The following is a 15,111-nucleotide window of genomic DNA, read 5'->3' on the forward strand; positions in this document are numbered from 1 at the left end:
ATCGGTCAGGCGCCGGCGTGGAGGTATCCGGCCCACAGGAACGGATGGTCCGGGTTGTCCGAGCGGATCTCCTGGACGGCGTTGTGGAGGGAAGCGGCGGACCGGCCGGGGTCGGGGCCGTCCCCGGTGGTGATCCCCGCGTAGAAGCGTTCGGCGATCCGCTGGGCGACGCCGTCGCTGGCCTCCCAGAGGTTGCCGATGACGTGCGGGAATCCGGCGAGCTGGAAGGCGGAAGTGAGGTGGATGGACTCGTCGAGCAGGTCCGTGCCCGCGGTGGCGGCCGTGCTGCAGGCGGAGAGGTAGGCGAGTCGGGCGTTGCCGATGTCCACGGGAGCCAGCGCGGAGACCGTGAGCGGCGTGTCCGGGTCCTGCAGGATCAGGCGGCTCCTGGACGGGTCGGCCGGGTCGCTGGTCCCGTGGCAGACGAAGTGCGAGATCGTGCAGCCGGGCAGGTTCTCCAGCACATTGGTCGTGGTCGGAAGGTCCGCGGCGCCTGCGGAGGGGCCCGTGAACAGCCCCGGCTCGCACAGGAGAACGGGATCAGGCAGCAGCCCCCGTACGAGAGCGGCCTCCTTGGCGACGGCCGCGAGCCGAGCGGTGCCGGGCAGTCCGGGCGTCGTGGCCAGCGCGACCACCAGCGCGCGGTCCGGCAGGCTCGGGGCCCTCGCGGCCCGCTGCCGGGCATGCTGCAAGGCGCCGATCGTCGGTGTGTAGGAAGAGATGACGCGATCCATCACGGCCCAGCGGTACCTGCCCGGCGTGACGCCGTGGTAACCGGCCGCGTGGATCGGCAGTTGCCCGAGACGCCCGCCCGGAGCCCACCACACCCGGGGCAGCGGAAGGCCCTTGCGCGGCACCCTGTCGTGGCCCAGGGCCGCGAGCGCCGGGAATGTCGCCCGGTGGTGGAGGTGCCGCAGGATCCGGGCCAGGACCGACTGAGCGGTTCGGGGATCGGAGTTCTCGTCGGTGCAGTCCCGCAACGCTTGCTGGAAGACGTCGACCATGCGCGTCACGGCGTCGTATGTGAGGCCACGCAGCCGAACGGTCCTGACCCCCTTCGGGGTGACCACCAGGGCGTCGCAGCGGTAGCGGCTGACATTGAACACCACCAGGTGGCCGCCGCGCGCCTGGGCGACGAGATCCTCGCCCCTCGTCGGCAGCCCGAAGGACGCGAAGCCGGGCAGGGCCCTGATCTGCTCCTGCAGCTCGGCGAAGGCCCGCGCGGTCCGGTCGGCAGCTGCTCCTGAACCTCTCTCCAGCTCGGTGCAGAGCGCGACGTAGCGGTCGGCCAGCTCACGGTGCTCACTGCCCAGTTCGGTCAGGTCGGTGCGCGTCTCCAGCGCCTGACTCAGCAGGACGGCCCGGCCGGCCTCCAGCAGGCGCAGTGCCCGGACGGCCCGCTTGCCGGGGGGCAGGGTGCGGTCGGCAAGGGTGAGAGCGGCGGCGTCCGCGGCCAGTCCGTCGAACTGGCCGATGGCGTACTGCTGGTCGTCCCGCTCCAGCCGACGCGGCACCACGCGGGGCAGCAGCAGAACGGCTCCTCTCAGCAGGTCGGACGCCGCCGGCCGAGACGACGCCGCCTGAAGCCTCGCCCCCTCGCGCGCCGCCATGATCCGCGCGGTCGGCGGAAACTCCTCCCCTTCGGCGGCGGCGGTCAGCAGCCGCACCGCGGACGCGCGATCCGCGCGGGTTCCGCGCGTTTCCAGTGCGGAAGCGAGCAGGGCCATGCAGGCGACCTGCAGCGCCGGTATCGGGAGACTGCTCCGTCCCTTCCGGAAGCACTCGATGGCCTGGTCCAGGTCCGCCGGGTCCGACTCCTGCTCGAAGCGGGTCTGGAGGGCGATGCCGAGGTTGAGCAGAGCCGAGCCCAGCTCCCCGTGCCGGGGCGAGGCCGAGACCGCTGCCAGGGCCAGGCGTCCGGTGCCGATGGCCTCCTCCAGGTCGGCCGGCCGGCCCTCCGCCCGGTAGCGCATCAGCAGCAACTGGGCCAGGTGCCCCAGCAGCAGAAAGCGCGTCGGATCGCCTTCGGGACAGGCGGCCACGGCTGCCCTGCCCACCGAGATGGCCGGGTCCAGGCCGGCCGACTGAAGCGTCCTCTGCGCGAGAAGGGTCTGCGAGAACGCGAGGTTGGCCACACGCTGGGCTTGTTTGGGAAGGTCCTCGGAGGCGGTCGCCGATGCCTGACCGAGTTCGACCGCCTCCTGCGCGTCCGCCAAGGACTGGATGAGTTGCGCCCTGAAGCGCAGCCCCAGCGACAGGCCGCTCCGGACGTCGGCCTCGGCGGGGTGGCCGGGAGGGAGGTCGGCCAGTGCCCGCCTGGCCATGTCGACCGCGGTGTCCACCCCCTCCAGGTCACTTCGCTGCGCCGACGTGACCAGCAGCGCCACCGCGAGATTCCCGCGGTAGCGCGCCGCGTCGACGGCATCCGTCGTGGTGGCGAGCGACTGCCGTATCAGCTCCGTGTAGCGCGCTTGATCCGCCGGCACCGACGTCTGGAGGAAGCGCTTCGTCAGGGCCACTGCCAGGCTGTTCATCAGCTCGGCGCGCTCGTCCTCGCCCGTGGCCGTACCTTCCAGCGCCCGCTCGTAGGCGCTGATCGCGGCGTCCAGGCTCTCCAGGTCGCTCCCCAGATCGAACCGGTACTCCAATGCCGACGCGTAGCTCTCCCACCGTCTCGCCCCCCGCAGATCGTCGTCGGACCCCAGGTCGGCGGCCTTCTGCCTGAACTGGCGGCCGAGCTCGCGGTAGACCTCCGACGTGTCGTCCTCGCCCTCGCCCTCGGCATTCTTCTGGAACATGTCCGCCAGGCCCCTCAGCTGATCGGCGAGGCGGGCTCGGTTCCGGTCACCGGTGGCGGACGAGAGAGGGACGTCCGCCGCACGCCGTGCCGCCTCGACCGACGCGTCGAGGTCCGCTGCGGCCTTCGTGCGCTCGTACCTGAGCCGCAGGGCGTCGCGCAGACTGCCCAGTGCGACGGCGCGCTGGGGATCGTCGGCGGCCATGACCGCCGACGCGCGCTCGAACGCTTCGATCGCCGCGTCCAGGGTGTCCGGGTCCTCGTTGAGCCGGTAGAGGCCGGTCAGGGTGGTGCCCAGGTGGTTGAGGTAGGACGGCAGGTCGTGGTCATCGGGCGGGGTGGCGTCGACGATCAGCTTCCATTGGGTGGCCGCGGTCGCCAGGCCGTCCGGGTCGGCAGCCTCCTTGCTCTCCTGGGCCAGCACGGCTGTATGGAGCGCGGCGCTGATGAGGACCCGCGGCATCACTGACTCGGGAAGGGAGACGGCGGGCAGGTCCGGGGTCGCGCCCTTGAGGAAGCAGGGCACGAACATGGACACGGCCTCTGCCAGGGCGATCCTGCCCTCCTCCTCGGGAAGACCGGGGAAGCGGGAAAGGTGGATCCAGCCGAGGCAGTACCTGGCTTTCACATCGTCGCGGTCCGCCTTGACCAGCGCGGCGAGACGTTCGGCCTCGGCGAGCGCCTCGTCGGCCATCACCTGGTCGAATCCTTCTTCGGGGATCGCCAATACCCGCGCCCACAGAGCATCGAGCAAATCCTCGCGTTCCCCCACCGGTTCCCCCCGCATGCCGCCATTGCATCGGACAAAGTGCCCGTACGGAGGAGTCTTTCCGCTTCCCAGGTGCTTCAGGCTTGCTTCACAGTTTTTCTGGATACGCCCAACGCCTCGTTGCTAAAGTCACGTTGCCGCCCTTCGGCGGAGTCTGCGGGACGCCAGTCGACGGAGCCGGAGAACCAGGTGACGCGTGTCCGGATATGCGTGTTGGGCTCGACGGCGCTCACCGTCGGCGGTACGCGGGTGCGCATGCCGCCCCTCACGACCAAGCTCCTGCTGCGGCTCGTCGCGGCCGAGGGGGAAGCCGTTCCGGTGACCCGGCTCTATCGCGAGCTGTGGGGACTGCCGCACGACGGCCAGGTGACAAGGGCTCACCGTACCCAGGTGCAGCAGCGAATCAGCGAACTGCGAAAGGCCGTTGATGCGGGCGAGGACTCGGCCTCGCCGCTCGTGCGCACGGAGCAGATGCTGAGCGGCCCGTATCCGGAGTCGGCGTACCGGCTCGTACCGGACCGTGACCGGCTGGACTGCACGGAGTTCATCGAGCTGGTGAACGAGGCCACCTGTTCGGATCCCGCGACGGCTGTCGTGCTGCTGAACCGAGCGCTCGGCCTCTGGAAGGGAAGGCCGCTGCAGGAGGTGGCCGAGTCGGATTTCGCCGAGCCGCTGGTGCGTCGGCTCATGGGAACGCTGGACACGGCTCGCGGGGAACTGGTGCGGGCGCAGGCTGATCTGGGACATCCGGAACTGGCGCTGCCGGTCGCCGAGGTGCGGGCTGCGGGCCGGCCCGACGATTCGGCCGCGGCGGCCGCCGTACGTTCACTGCGCCGACGGGTTCGCGCTCGCCGCGGCGACGAGATACTGCGGCGCGAGTTCACCGGGATCTCCACCAGGCTGGTGGTCAAGGCGGGCGACCTGTTCGACCAGCACGACGCCAATATGGCCGTGGGGTTCTGCGACACCTTCGACACGGCCACCGAGAACGACGTGATCATCAGTCGCGACAGCGTGCAGGGGCAACTGCTCGACCGCGTCTACGGCGGCGACCGGGGACTTCTCGACCGGGCGCTGCGCAAGGGGCTGCAACGGGTCGAACCCTCCGGGACGGAACACGTACGGGACAAGCCGAAGGGCAAGCGGATCCGGTACCCGATCGGATCGGTCGTTCCGTTGTCCTTGCCCGGTCGCCGCGTCTTCGCCTTCGTGCACTGCCGACAGGGCAACGACCTCGTCACCCGGTCCGACCGGGACGCCCTGCGCCTGAGCCTGGAGTGCCTGTGGGCCGACGTCGCCGTGCACGGCCTGCGCAAGCCGACGGCGATTCCGCTGGTGGGATCGGGGCTGGCCCGGGTGGAGTTGGAGCTCGAGCAGCTGATGATCCTCATCATCGACACCTTCCTGGCCAGCAGCCGGTCCGAGCGGCACACGCCTGAGCTCCGCATCGTCGTCCGGCCGGGCGATCTCCACGCGATCCGCATCTCCGAGGTCGCGCGCTTCGTGGAGGCGCTGGACGACCACGGTCAGGCGCCCGGGGACCTACGGGGCCGGCTGCTGGACAGCGCCACGTTCACGGCGAAGGGCCATGCGCGATCATGACGGAGCCTGCGGTTCACCTCGTGTGATGGCAGCGGAGCACGTCGCCCGGTGACCGACGCTCCCGGCCCATCGGGATGGACGGCCGGGAGGTCCGACCGGGGCACCCCGGTCGGACCTCCCGGCAACCCTCTCCGTGCGGTGCTCAGCCGCCGATGGCGAAGGACTCGGCCGCCGGGGCGACCTCGGCCGGGCGGACGACCTTCAGCCCGCCGGCGGCACCGGCGTCGGGCTTCATGATCACGCTCTCGCGGGTGGAGGGCGCCTTCGGGTCCGAGAAGTCGTGCGTCACCCCGAACTCGGTCCCGTACCCCTTGATCGTGAGGAGCGCCTTGTCGATGCCCTCGCGGGTGAGGTCCTTGTCGTCGCAGGCCTTGGACAGGGCCTCGCCGAAGAGGGAGGCCGCCGTGTATCCGGCGACGACGCCGTTGTCGAGGACGTCCCTCGGGTACTGGGCGGCGTACTCCTTGGCGAGCTTGGCCGGACCGTCGCCCGGGTCGCCGATGGGCAGCGTGGAGGAGGCGACGTAGTAGTCCTTGAGCAGGGCCGGGCCCGCCTGGGTCTTCAACAGCTGAGGGGCGAAGGCCGAGTTGTTGCCGACGACCGGGACGTTGAAGCCGGTGGCCGCGGCGACGCCGACGAGCGAGGCGGCCTGGCGGGGTCCTGCGCTGACGACCACGGCCTTGACCCCGGCCTGCTTGAGGGCGGCGACCTGGGCCGTCATGTCGTTGTCGGTCGGCTTGATCTTCTGCTCGACGACGGTGAGCCCGGCCTCCTTCGCCGCGTGCTTCGAGCCGACGAGCGCGTTCTCGCCGTAGTCGCCCTCGAAGTACACGTGACCGATCTTGTCGCCCTTCGCGATGCGCTTCTCGGCGAGGAGGTAGTCGATGAGGTTGATCGTCTCGACGTCGTAGGTGGCGCCGATGACCCGGATGTACGGGGAACCCAGCAGATTCGCCGACCAGGCCTGCGGCAGCACCAGCCCCTTGTCCTGGCCGTCGACGCGCTGTTCGACGGCGGCGACGAACGGGGAGCCGATGAACTGGGCGAAGCCCACCACGTCAGGGACCAGTTCGGTGTAGGCGGCGATGGCCTTCTGGGGATCGTATCCGTGGTCGCGGACCGTGAGTTCGATCTTCCGGTCGCAGATGCCGCCCTCGTCGTTGGTCTGCTTCACCCACAGCTGCTGGGCCTGGGTGACGCTCTTGCCCAGCGAGGCGTAGACGCCGGTCATGTCGGTCAGCACCCCGAGGGAGATCGTCGAGGAGGAGACCCCGGGACCCGTCTTGATCCCGCCCTCGCCCTCCTCGCCCGCCTTTCCTTCGGTCGCCTTGCCGCTGCACCCGACGAGGGTGACGGCGAGGGCCGCGACGACGGCCGTGAGCACTCTCAGTTTCATGACTTCTCCCCTGGATTCTTCGGAGCCGCTGGTTGCTTCGGAACAGCCGGATTCTTCGGAGCCTGCGGCTTCTTCGTGCGGGCGAGGCCGAGGCGGGCGAGGCCGCCGGGCAGGAACAGGACCACCGCGACCACCGCGGCGCCGTACAGATAGCGGGACGCCTCACCGGGTGCCAGGCCGCCCGTGCCGGGGGCGGAGACCAGCGGCAGGGAGTCGCTGTAGTGCGTGAACACCTGTGGAAGCAGGGAGACGAAGGCGGCGCCGATCACCGCTCCCGCGACGCTGCCGAGACCGCCGATGACGATCATGGCGAGGTATTCGAGGGACAGGATCATGCCGAAGTACTCGGGTACCGTCCGCTGGAAGACCAGGGCGAGCAGGACGCCCGCGAGGCCCGCGTACATCGAGGACAGGACGAAGACCCCGGCCCGGTAGCGGGCCACCGGCACGCCCATCACCCCGGCCGCGATGCGGTGGTCCCGGATGGCGTTCATGGCGCGTCCGGGCCGGCCCCGCAGCACGCCCCGGGCGAACAGGGCGCTCAGCAGGAGCGCGAGCAGACCCGCGTACCAGAGCTTCTCCGAGGAGCCGAACGGGACGGCTGCGACGATGAGTTCGGAGTCGTCGAAGGTGAACCCGAAGACGGACAGCGGCGGTACGGCCCGGCCGTTGTAACCGCCGGTCAGGGAGCCCGCGTTGAACAGGACGTGCTGCCCGATGAAGATCAGCGCGAGGGTGGCGATTCCGAGGTAGGCGCCGCGCAGCCGTCCGGCGATGGGGCTGAAGATCCCGCCCGCCGCCCCGGCGAGCAGCACCGCGAGGATCGCGGCCAGCCAGGTGGGAAGACCGAGGCCGGTCAGCGTGTGGCCGTTCTCGGTGCTGCTCTCCCCCGCCAGGACGCAGTAACCGTACGCGCCGACGGCGAGGAAGAACGCGTGGCCCATGGAGAGCTGGCCGGTGGCGCCGGTGAGCATGTTGAGCCCGATGGCGCCGATCGCCGCAGCCATCGCGAACAGTCCGGCCTGGAGCCAGAAGCGGTCCAGGTAGAACGGGAGGGCGAGGAGCAGGAGTGAGCCGACGAGGACGGCGTACGTACGGGGGCTGCGCAGCCGGTCCGTGAGGCTCTCGGGTCCGCCGCCGTGTACGGATGCGGTCACGGCAGGGGTTTCGGCGGGGGCTTCGGCTGTGGTGTCAGACACGGGCCAGCTCCTTCGTGCCGAAGAGTCCCGCGGGGCGGATCAGCAGGACGGCCACCATCACCAGGTAGGGCGCCAGATCGCCGATGCCCCGGCCGAGGAAGGAGAGATCGCTCTGATAGCCGGTGGCGAGCGATTCGGTGACGCCGACGATGAGTCCGCCGGCCAGCGCCCCGGTGGTGGAGTCGAGCCCGCCGAGGATCGCGGCGGGGAACGCCTTGAGTGCGGCGAGCGAGGTGGCGCGCTCCAGGCCCGGGGTCGGGAACACCGTGAGGAAGAGCGCGGCGACGGCGGCGAGCGCCCCGGCGACCGCCCAGGCGGCGAGCGAGACCCGTCCCAGTCTGATGCCCATGAGCGCCGCCGTCTGCGGGTTCTCGGCGGCGGCCCGCATGGACACGCCCCACGAGGTGTAGCGGAAGGCGAGGAGGAACACGGTGATCAGCAGCCCGGCGGCGAGGAACGCGGCGATGCGGGTCTGGGCGAGGGTGATGCCGCCGATGTTCACGACCTCGTTGCCCCAGGGGTCGCCGAGGGCGAGGACGTCCGTGCCCATGCGGCGGGTGAGTTCGGTGATGAGGAGGATGTCGACGCCGATGGTGACGATGGCGAGGACGCTGTGGTCGCTGCCCCGGTAGCGGCGCATCACGAAGAACTCGATGGCCGCCCCGACGGTCGCGGCGCCGGCGATCCCGACGAGCAGGGCCGGCCAGAACCCGATGTCGTCGTGGAGCACGGCGGTGACGTAGCCGCCCGCCAACAGCAGGGACGCGTGGGCGAAGTTGACGACCTCGGTGGCCTTGAAGATGACGACGAATCCGAGCGCGATCAGTGCGTAGACCGAGCCGATCGACAGGCCGCCGAGGAGGAGTTCGACGAACGTGGTCATTGAGGTGCTCCCAAGTAGGCCTGGACGACAGCCGGATCGTTCTGGACCTCGGCGGGGGTGCCGCCCGCGATCCTGCGTCCGAAGTCGAGTACGGTCACGGCGTCCGCGAGCCGCATCACCACGCCCATGTCGTGCTCGACCATGACGATGGAGATGCCGAGACTGTCGCGTACGTCGGCGACGACGGCCGCGGTGCGGCGGCGCTCGTCGGCGGTCATGCCCGCGATCGGCTCGTCCAGCAGCAGGACCTTCGGCTCCATGCACAGGGCGCGGCCCAGCTCGACGAGCTTCTGCTGCCCGTACGGCAGCGAGCCCGCGGGCCGCTCCAACTGCCCTTCCAACCCGATGAATTCGGCGATCTCACGGACCCGCTCGCGGTGGCGCCGCTCCTCGCGGACGGCGGAGGGCAGCCGCAGGCCGGTGGCGAGGAACCCGGAGCGGGTCAGCCGGTGGCGGCCGAGGAGGAGGCTGTCGGCGACGGTGGCGTGCGGGGGCAGCGCCAGGTTCTGGAAGGTGCGGGCGACCCCGAGGTCCGCGATGGCGTGCGGTGGGAGTCCGGTGAGCTCGGTGTCGCCGAGGCGGACGTGTCCGGAGGCGGCGCGGTAGACACCGGACAGGACGTTGAAGCAGGTGGACTTGCCCGCGCCGTTGGGCCCGATGACGGCGTGCACGCTGCCGGGTTCGACGGTGAAGGAGACGGCGTCGAGGGCGGTGAGCCCGGCGAAGCGGACGGTGACGTCCTGGACGGCGAGGGCGGCCGCGGTGATGTCCTGGCGGGCCGACGTGGTGGTCGTCACGCGGACCACCTGCTCAGGGTGCGCCGGGTGCGGGCGGCCGGGTCGGCGTCCGCCGCCGCGTCCTCGTCGACGACGCCGAGATAGCGGCGGCGCACCTCGTCGGAGGCGGCGAGTTCACCGGCCGGCCCGGACAGGGCGACCTCGCCGACGTCGAGGACGTACGCCGTGGAGGCGAGGCGCAGGGCGATCGCCGCGTTCTGCTCGACGAGCATGACGGAGGTGCCGCCCGCGTTGATCTCCTGCACGGTCTCGGCGATCCTGGCCGCCATCAGCGGGGCGAGGCCGAGCGAGGGTTCGTCCAGCAGGAGCAGCCGGGGCCCGGCCATCAGGGCCCGGCCCATGGCCAGCATCTGCTGCTCGCCGCCGGACAGCAGCCCGGCCCGCTGGTGCGCGCGGTCGGCGAGCACCGGGAACAGTTCGTGCACCCGGGCGAGCGCCGCGCCGGTCTCCCTGCGCCCGCCGCGTGCCCCGAGGGCGCCCGCCCGCAGGTTGTCGGCCACCGTCATCCGGGCGAAGACCTGCCGGCCCTCCGGTACCTGGACCACTCCCGCGGCCACCACCTGGGCGGGCCGCAGCCCCTCCAGGGGCCGGCCGTCGAACCGGATGGTCCCGGTGCCCGTCCCGCGGTGGAAGCCGAGGGTCCGCGACACGGCCCGCAGCAGCGTGGTCTTGCCCGCGCCGTTGCCGCCGAGCACGGCGGTGATCCCGCCGTCCGGCACATCGACCGAGATGTCGCGCAGTGCCCGGACCGGGCCGTAGCCGACGGACAGCGCGCGGATCTCCAGCGTTGCCATGCGTCCTCCTCCTTCCGCCAAGTCGTGTGTCGTGCTGGTCTGTCGTGCTCATCTGTGGGGGTGGTGCCACAGACCAGCACCGGGCGGGACGTGCGTCCACGGGGCGGGGCGGACTCGATGCGGGCGACCAGCGAACGAAGGACCGCGTTGTGCACGCGCACAGACGCCGTGACGGGCCGGGGCCCACCGCCGGGGCCGGTGGCATCCTCGTCGGTCATCAGGAGCGCCCGGACCCGGGGACGGAGCGGCGGATGCGGCGTGGAACGCGGTACGGGGCGCTGCTCGGCCCGCTGCTGGCGGGCGGGGCCACGCCGGACCTGGTGACGCGTGCGGCGCGCGGCCTCGGGCTGCCGGAGCGGGGGCGCTACGCCGTGGTGGTGCTGGGCGCGCCGGTGCCGGACGCGGCGGTGGCCGATGGCCCGGACGTGGACGGGGCGCGCTGGTGGTGGGGCTCGGCGGAGGGTTCCCCGGGCGCGGCGGAGGTCCGGGAGGGCGGGCGGGAGGTGGCGGTGGTGCTGCTGGGACCGGCGGGCGCGGCCCGGGCGGTGGCGCGGCTCAGGGAGCTGGGTGCCGGGCCGGGGGGTGTGAGCCCGGTGGTGGGTTCCCTGGCGGAGCTGGGCGCGGCGCGCCGGCTGGCGGGTACGGCGCTGCTGACGTGCGAGCCGGGCAGCCGGGAGATCGTCCGGCTGGACGAGCGGCTTCCGACGGCCCTGCTGGTGAGCCGCCCGGAGCTGTCCACCCGGTTGCTGGCGGAGGTGTTCGGCCCGCTGCTGACCCTCGTACCGGCGGAGCGGTCACTGCTGGTGGAGACGCTGGAGGCGTGGCTGGAGTGCGGGGGTTCGGTGGGGCGGGCGGCTGCCCGGCTGGGCTGTCATCGCAACACGGTCTTCAACCGGCTGCGCCGCCTGGAACGACTGACCGCACGCTCGCTGTCCCGGCCGCGCGAACTGGTGGACCTGGTGCTGGCGCTGGAGGTGCTGCGGCTGTCGTCAGCCCCGCCGTGAGGGGAGGCCGCCACGGGGCGGGGCCGACGACAGCCGGTCGCACCGTCGTCAGCCCGTCAGGAAGTCCCGGGCGATCGACTCCGCCGCCTGCTCCAGCAGCGGGCCCGCCTGGGCCATCGAGACCGCCGGGTCCGGTTCCCGTTCGGCCAGGGCGTAGGCGCGGCGGATGCCCGCCTGCTCCAGGGCCTCCGGGGGCAGGGCGAGGCGGCCGCAGACCGCGACGACCTCGATCCCGGCCGCGCGGGCGGCGGCGGCGACCCCGGCCGGGGCCTTGCCGTGGAGGGTCTGCTCGTCGAGCGAGCCCTCGCCCGTGATCACCAGCGTGGCGCGGGCGAGCGCGGGCGCGAAGCCGAGCACGTCGAGCATGACCTCGATACCGGGGCGGAAGCGGGCGCCGAGGGCGACGAGCGCCCCGTAGCCGATGCCTCCGGCCGCGCCCGCGCCGGGCAGCGCGGCGGTGTCGGGGCCGAGGATCGAGGCGTAGTGCGTGAGGGCCGCGTCGAGGACCGCGATGTCCTCCTCGCTCGCGCCCTTCTGCCGCCCGTACACCTCGGGCGCTCCCTTGGGCCCGGTCAGCGGGTTGTCCACGTCGCTGGCCAGGACCAGGTCGATGTCCTTCAGGCGCGGGTCGAGCCCCGAGAGGTCCGCCTCGGCCAGCGTCGCGAGCGGTCCGCCGCCGGGGGCGACGGGCTTGCCGTCCGCGTCCAGGAAGCGGGCGCCGAGGGCGGCGAGCATGCCCGCGCCGCCGTCGGTGGTGGCGCTGCCGCCCACCCCGAAGACGATCGTCGTCGCCCCCGCCTCCAGGGCCGCCTTCAGCAGCTCGCCCGAGCCGTACGTGGTGGCCGTGAGCGGGGCGAACACCCCGTCGGGCAGGTGCTGGAGCCCCGAGGCCTCGGCCATCTCCACCACGGCGGTGTCCCCGCGCAGCGCGTACGCCGCCGTCACCGGGTCGCCGAGAGGACCGGTCACCCGCGCCTCGCGGCGCTCGAATCCGGCGGCCACCGCCGCCGCGACCGTACCGTCGCCGCCGTCCGCGACCGGCAGGGTCTCCACCGCCAGGCCGGGTACGACGCGCCGCAGCCCGGCCGTCACCCGCTCCGCGACCTGTACGGCCGTGAGCGAGCCCTTGAACTTGTCCGCCGCCACGAGCACGCGGGCGGTCTCCACATCTGCTCCGTCCGTCACCTTGCATCCCTTGCTTTCGAACAGGCAGTCGCGCCGCCCCGACCCTATCCGCACGACCCCTGATCTGCCCATGGCCGTCCACGGCCGTACGGTCCGGAGCCGGACCACTACGCTGTCGCCGTGACGACTCCCGATGCCGACTACCTCACGTACATCGCCGGGCTCCCCCGGGTCCTCGCCGGTGCCGCCTCGCTCTTCCGCGACGCGGACGGGCGGATCCTGCTCGTCGAGCCGAACTACCGCAAGGGCTGGGCGCTGCCCGGCGGCACCGTCGAGTCGGAGACGGGCGAAGGCCCCCGGCAGGGCGCCCGCCGCGAGACGGCCGAGGAGATCGGACTCGACGTGGCCCCGGGACGGCTGCTCGCCGTGGACTGGGTGCGGGGCCCCGGCCGCCCGCCGATCGTGGCGTATCTGTACGACGGCGGGGTGCTCACCCCTGAGCAGCTGGCGGCGATCCGGCTCCAGGAGGAGGAGCTGCTGTCCTGGCGGCTGGTGGACCCCGCCGACCTGGACGCCTACCTGCTGGGCACGCTCTGCGGCCGGGTCAGGGCAGCCCTGGAGGCCCTGACGTCGGGCGGCGGGCCGACGGAGCTGGAGGACGGCGAGCCGGTCGCGTAGGGCGTCGGCCGCATACCGGTGGCCGGGCGGGCGGTCAGCCCTGCTGCGCCTCGGGTTTGATCTCCACCTCGCGCGCCGCACTCTCCTTCTCGGCGACGAGAGCCTCGGTGCGGTGGCCTCGCGCGATGTAGTCGCGCACCACGAGTTCGACGGCGTCCTGCGGGTTCCCCACCCCCGCGAGGACCATCGCTTCGACGACGAGTTCGGCATCCAGACTGACGGTCACCTTGGCCATGCGCGGACCTTACCCCGGCGTGTTCCGACCGGGGCCCGGTTCCCCGAAGAGCACCGCGTCGTACCAGGTGCCGGGCCGCCGTCGCCACCATCCGGGCGGGCCCCGAAGTGTGGCCGTCCACCATCGCCGGGGGCCGTCACGGATTCCTAGTCTCGTCGCAGTCGATACGGCGAGAGGTGTACGGATGAGCAGGGACAAGGTGGTCGCCGACGCGGCGGACGCGGTCGCGGACGTGGGGCGCGGGGCGTCCCTGGCCGTGGGCGGGTTCGGGCTGTGCGGGATACCCGGTGTGCTGATCCACGCTCTGCTGGAGCGGGGATCCGGTGAGCTCAGGGTGGTGTCCAACAACTGCGGGGTGGACGACTGGGGCCTGGGGCTCCTGCTGCGGGCGGGGCTGATCGCACGGATGACCAGTTCCTACGTCGGGGAGAACAAGGAGTTCGCGCGCCAGTACCTCCAGGGGGAGCTGGAGGTGGAGCTCGTCCCCCAGGGCACCCTGGCGGAACGGCTGCGGGCGGGCGGTTCGGGCATCCCGGCGTTCTACACACCGGCCGGGGCGGGCACCGTGATCGCCGAGGGCGGTCTGGCCTGGCGGCACGGCGCGGACGGCTCCGTCGCGGTCGCGTCGCCGCCCAGGGAGACCCGGGTCTTCGGCGGTCGGGAGCATCTGCTGGAGGAGGGCATCACGACCGATTTCGCGCTGGTGCGCGCCGCCGTGGGCGACCGGCACGGGAACCTGCGCTTCGACTCCTCCGCCCGCAACTTCAACCCGCTCGCCGCGATGGCCGGGCGCATCACCGTGGCGGAGGTCGAGGAACTCGTCGAGCCGGGCGAACTCGCCCCCGACGACGTCCATCTGCCCGGGATCTTCGTCCAGCGGGTCGTCCCCATCGGCGCGGACAACCCACGCGCCGAGAAGCGCATCGAGCGCCTGACCGTCCGCACCGCCCCCGCTGTTCATGAAGGGACCGGCTGAGATGCCCCTCACTCGTACGCAGATGGCGGCCCGTGCCGCGCGGGAGCTGCCCGACGGCTCCTACGTCAACCTCGGCATCGGGCTGCCGACGCTCATCCCGGACCATGTGCCGGACGACGTCGAGGTGGTGTTCCAGTCGGAGAACGGGATCCTCGGCGTCGGCCCCTCCCCCGTCGCGTCCGAGGTCAGGGCCGACCTGATCAACGCGGGCAAGGAGACGGTGACGCTGCTGCCCGGGGCGTCCTGCGTCGACTCCGCGCTCTCCTTCGCGATGATCCGGGGCGGGCACATCGACGTCGCGGTCCTGGGGGCGATGCAGGTGTCCGCCTCCGGCGATCTGGCGAACTGGGTGATCCCCGGCTCGATGGTCAAGGGGATGGGCGGCGCCATGGATCTCGTCCACGGGGCCCGGCACGTCATCGTGTTGACGGAGCACACGGCACGCGACGGCTCCCCCAAGCTCCTCGCGGAGTGTTCCCTGCCGCTGACCGGCCGGGGCGTCGTGCACCGGATCATCACGGATCTCGCGGTGCTCGACGTCACCCCGGACGGCTTCCTGCTGCGGGAGGTGGCGGCCGGGGTGACGGTCGATCAGGTGCGGGCCGCGACCGGGGCGGAGCTGACCGTGGCGCCCGGCCTGACATCGGTGACCCAAGTGACCTGAGCGGTCGGCGTGTTGACCCGAAAGCCCTTCGGCTTCCCCCGTAGCAGCCGGGCGTCCTCCCGGCAACAGGTCGTGGCCCCCGGCTCCCGGGCCGGTTGTGGAGGGCATCGCCATTACCCGGCCTCCCGCCCGCTTCCTACGGTGACCGCACCTCGGCCGCATCCGCCGCCACCCTGCGTGTCCCGGCCGGGG

The 15,111-nt window shown here is 72.2% G+C and carries 13 protein-coding genes; 5 read left to right on the forward strand and 8 right to left on the reverse strand.

Going from position 1 to position 15,111, the window contains the following annotated elements; genetic code table 11:
- Positions 1-5 precede the first annotated feature (5 nt).
- A complete protein-coding gene (locus tag IE140_RS25095; protein WP_167533483.1) occupies positions 6-3,491 on the reverse strand; it encodes a CHAT domain-containing protein in 3,486 nt (1,161 codons plus the stop codon).
- Between IE140_RS25095 and IE140_RS25100 the strand changes: the two genes are divergently transcribed.
- Positions 3,393-5,168 (forward strand): AfsR/SARP family transcriptional regulator, encoded by a 1,776-nt coding sequence (locus IE140_RS25100; protein ID WP_229826897.1) that lies wholly within the window; start codon positions 3,393-3,395, stop codon positions 5,166-5,168. The genes IE140_RS25095 and IE140_RS25100 overlap by 99 nt on opposite strands.
- Before the next feature lie 142 nt (positions 5,169-5,310).
- Here the strand turns inward: IE140_RS25100 and IE140_RS25105 are convergent, their stop codons facing one another.
- The 5 genes from IE140_RS25105 to IE140_RS25125 are packed head-to-tail and all read right to left on the reverse strand — an operon-like array spanning position 5,311 to position 10,237.
- Complete coding sequence (locus IE140_RS25105) at positions 5,311-6,564, reverse strand: ABC transporter substrate-binding protein (RefSeq protein ID WP_150194652.1); 1,254 nt, start codon at positions 6,562-6,564, stop codon at positions 5,311-5,313.
- Positions 6,561-7,763 (reverse strand): branched-chain amino acid ABC transporter permease, encoded by a 1,203-nt coding sequence (locus tag IE140_RS25110; protein ID WP_150194654.1) that lies wholly within the window; start codon positions 7,761-7,763, stop codon positions 6,561-6,563. Before IE140_RS25110 ends, IE140_RS25105 begins: the two co-directional genes overlap by 4 nt.
- Complete coding sequence (locus IE140_RS25115; RefSeq protein ID WP_032762899.1) at positions 7,756-8,646, reverse strand: branched-chain amino acid ABC transporter permease; 891 nt, start codon at positions 8,644-8,646, stop codon at positions 7,756-7,758. Before IE140_RS25115 ends, IE140_RS25110 begins: the two co-directional genes overlap by 8 nt.
- Positions 8,643-9,452, reverse strand: coding sequence for an ABC transporter ATP-binding protein (locus tag IE140_RS25120; protein ID WP_176725667.1), 810 nt, complete (start codon positions 9,450-9,452; stop codon positions 8,643-8,645). The genes IE140_RS25115 and IE140_RS25120 overlap by 4 nt, the downstream gene beginning before the upstream one ends.
- A complete protein-coding gene (locus tag IE140_RS25125) occupies positions 9,440-10,237 on the reverse strand; it encodes an ABC transporter ATP-binding protein (protein WP_032777033.1) in 798 nt (265 codons plus the stop codon). The genes IE140_RS25120 and IE140_RS25125 overlap by 13 nt, the downstream gene beginning before the upstream one ends.
- 251 nt (positions 10,238-10,488) lie before the next feature.
- On the opposite strand from IE140_RS25125, the gene IE140_RS25130 reads away from it, so the two are divergent.
- Positions 10,489-11,241, forward strand: a complete 753-nt coding sequence (locus IE140_RS25130; RefSeq protein WP_189460712.1) for a PucR family transcriptional regulator — start codon at positions 10,489-10,491, stop codon at positions 11,239-11,241.
- 48 nt (positions 11,242-11,289) lie between these two features.
- Here IE140_RS25130 and IE140_RS25135 read toward each other — a convergent pair whose 3' ends face one another.
- Entirely contained in the window at positions 11,290-12,408 is a 1,119-nt protein-coding gene (locus IE140_RS25135; protein ID WP_150197111.1) for a glycerate kinase, read from the reverse strand.
- A 138-nt stretch (positions 12,409-12,546) separates the two neighbouring features.
- Between IE140_RS25135 and IE140_RS25140 the strand changes: the two genes are divergently transcribed.
- Positions 12,547-13,044 (forward strand): NUDIX domain-containing protein, encoded by a 498-nt coding sequence (locus IE140_RS25140; RefSeq protein WP_109180722.1) that lies wholly within the window; start codon positions 12,547-12,549, stop codon positions 13,042-13,044.
- A gap of 34 nt (positions 13,045-13,078) precedes the next feature.
- Here the strand turns inward: IE140_RS25140 and IE140_RS25145 are convergent, their stop codons facing one another.
- Positions 13,079-13,279 carry a type II toxin-antitoxin system VapB family antitoxin gene (locus tag IE140_RS25145; RefSeq protein ID WP_093437965.1) on the reverse strand — a complete coding sequence of 67 codons (201 nt, stop codon included), beginning with the start codon at positions 13,277-13,279 and terminating at the stop codon, positions 13,079-13,081.
- A gap of 184 nt (positions 13,280-13,463) precedes the next feature.
- On the opposite strand from IE140_RS25145, the gene IE140_RS25150 reads away from it, so the two are divergent.
- Both IE140_RS25150 and IE140_RS25155 read left to right on the forward strand, forming a co-directional pair.
- A complete protein-coding gene (locus IE140_RS25150; RefSeq protein WP_150197104.1) occupies positions 13,464-14,255 on the forward strand; it encodes a CoA transferase subunit A in 792 nt (263 codons plus the stop codon).
- Position 14,256: 1 nt separating this feature from the next.
- The gene (locus IE140_RS25155; RefSeq protein WP_150197105.1) at positions 14,257-14,919 is read left to right on the forward strand and encodes a 3-oxoacid CoA-transferase subunit B; all 663 of its coding nucleotides are present in this window, start codon (positions 14,257-14,259) and stop codon (positions 14,917-14,919) included.
- Positions 14,920-15,111: the final 192 nt, after the last annotated feature.

The organism is Streptomyces parvus (genome assembly GCF_014648875.1).
Classification (GTDB): domain Bacteria; phylum Actinomycetota; class Actinomycetes; order Streptomycetales; family Streptomycetaceae; genus Streptomyces; species Streptomyces parvus.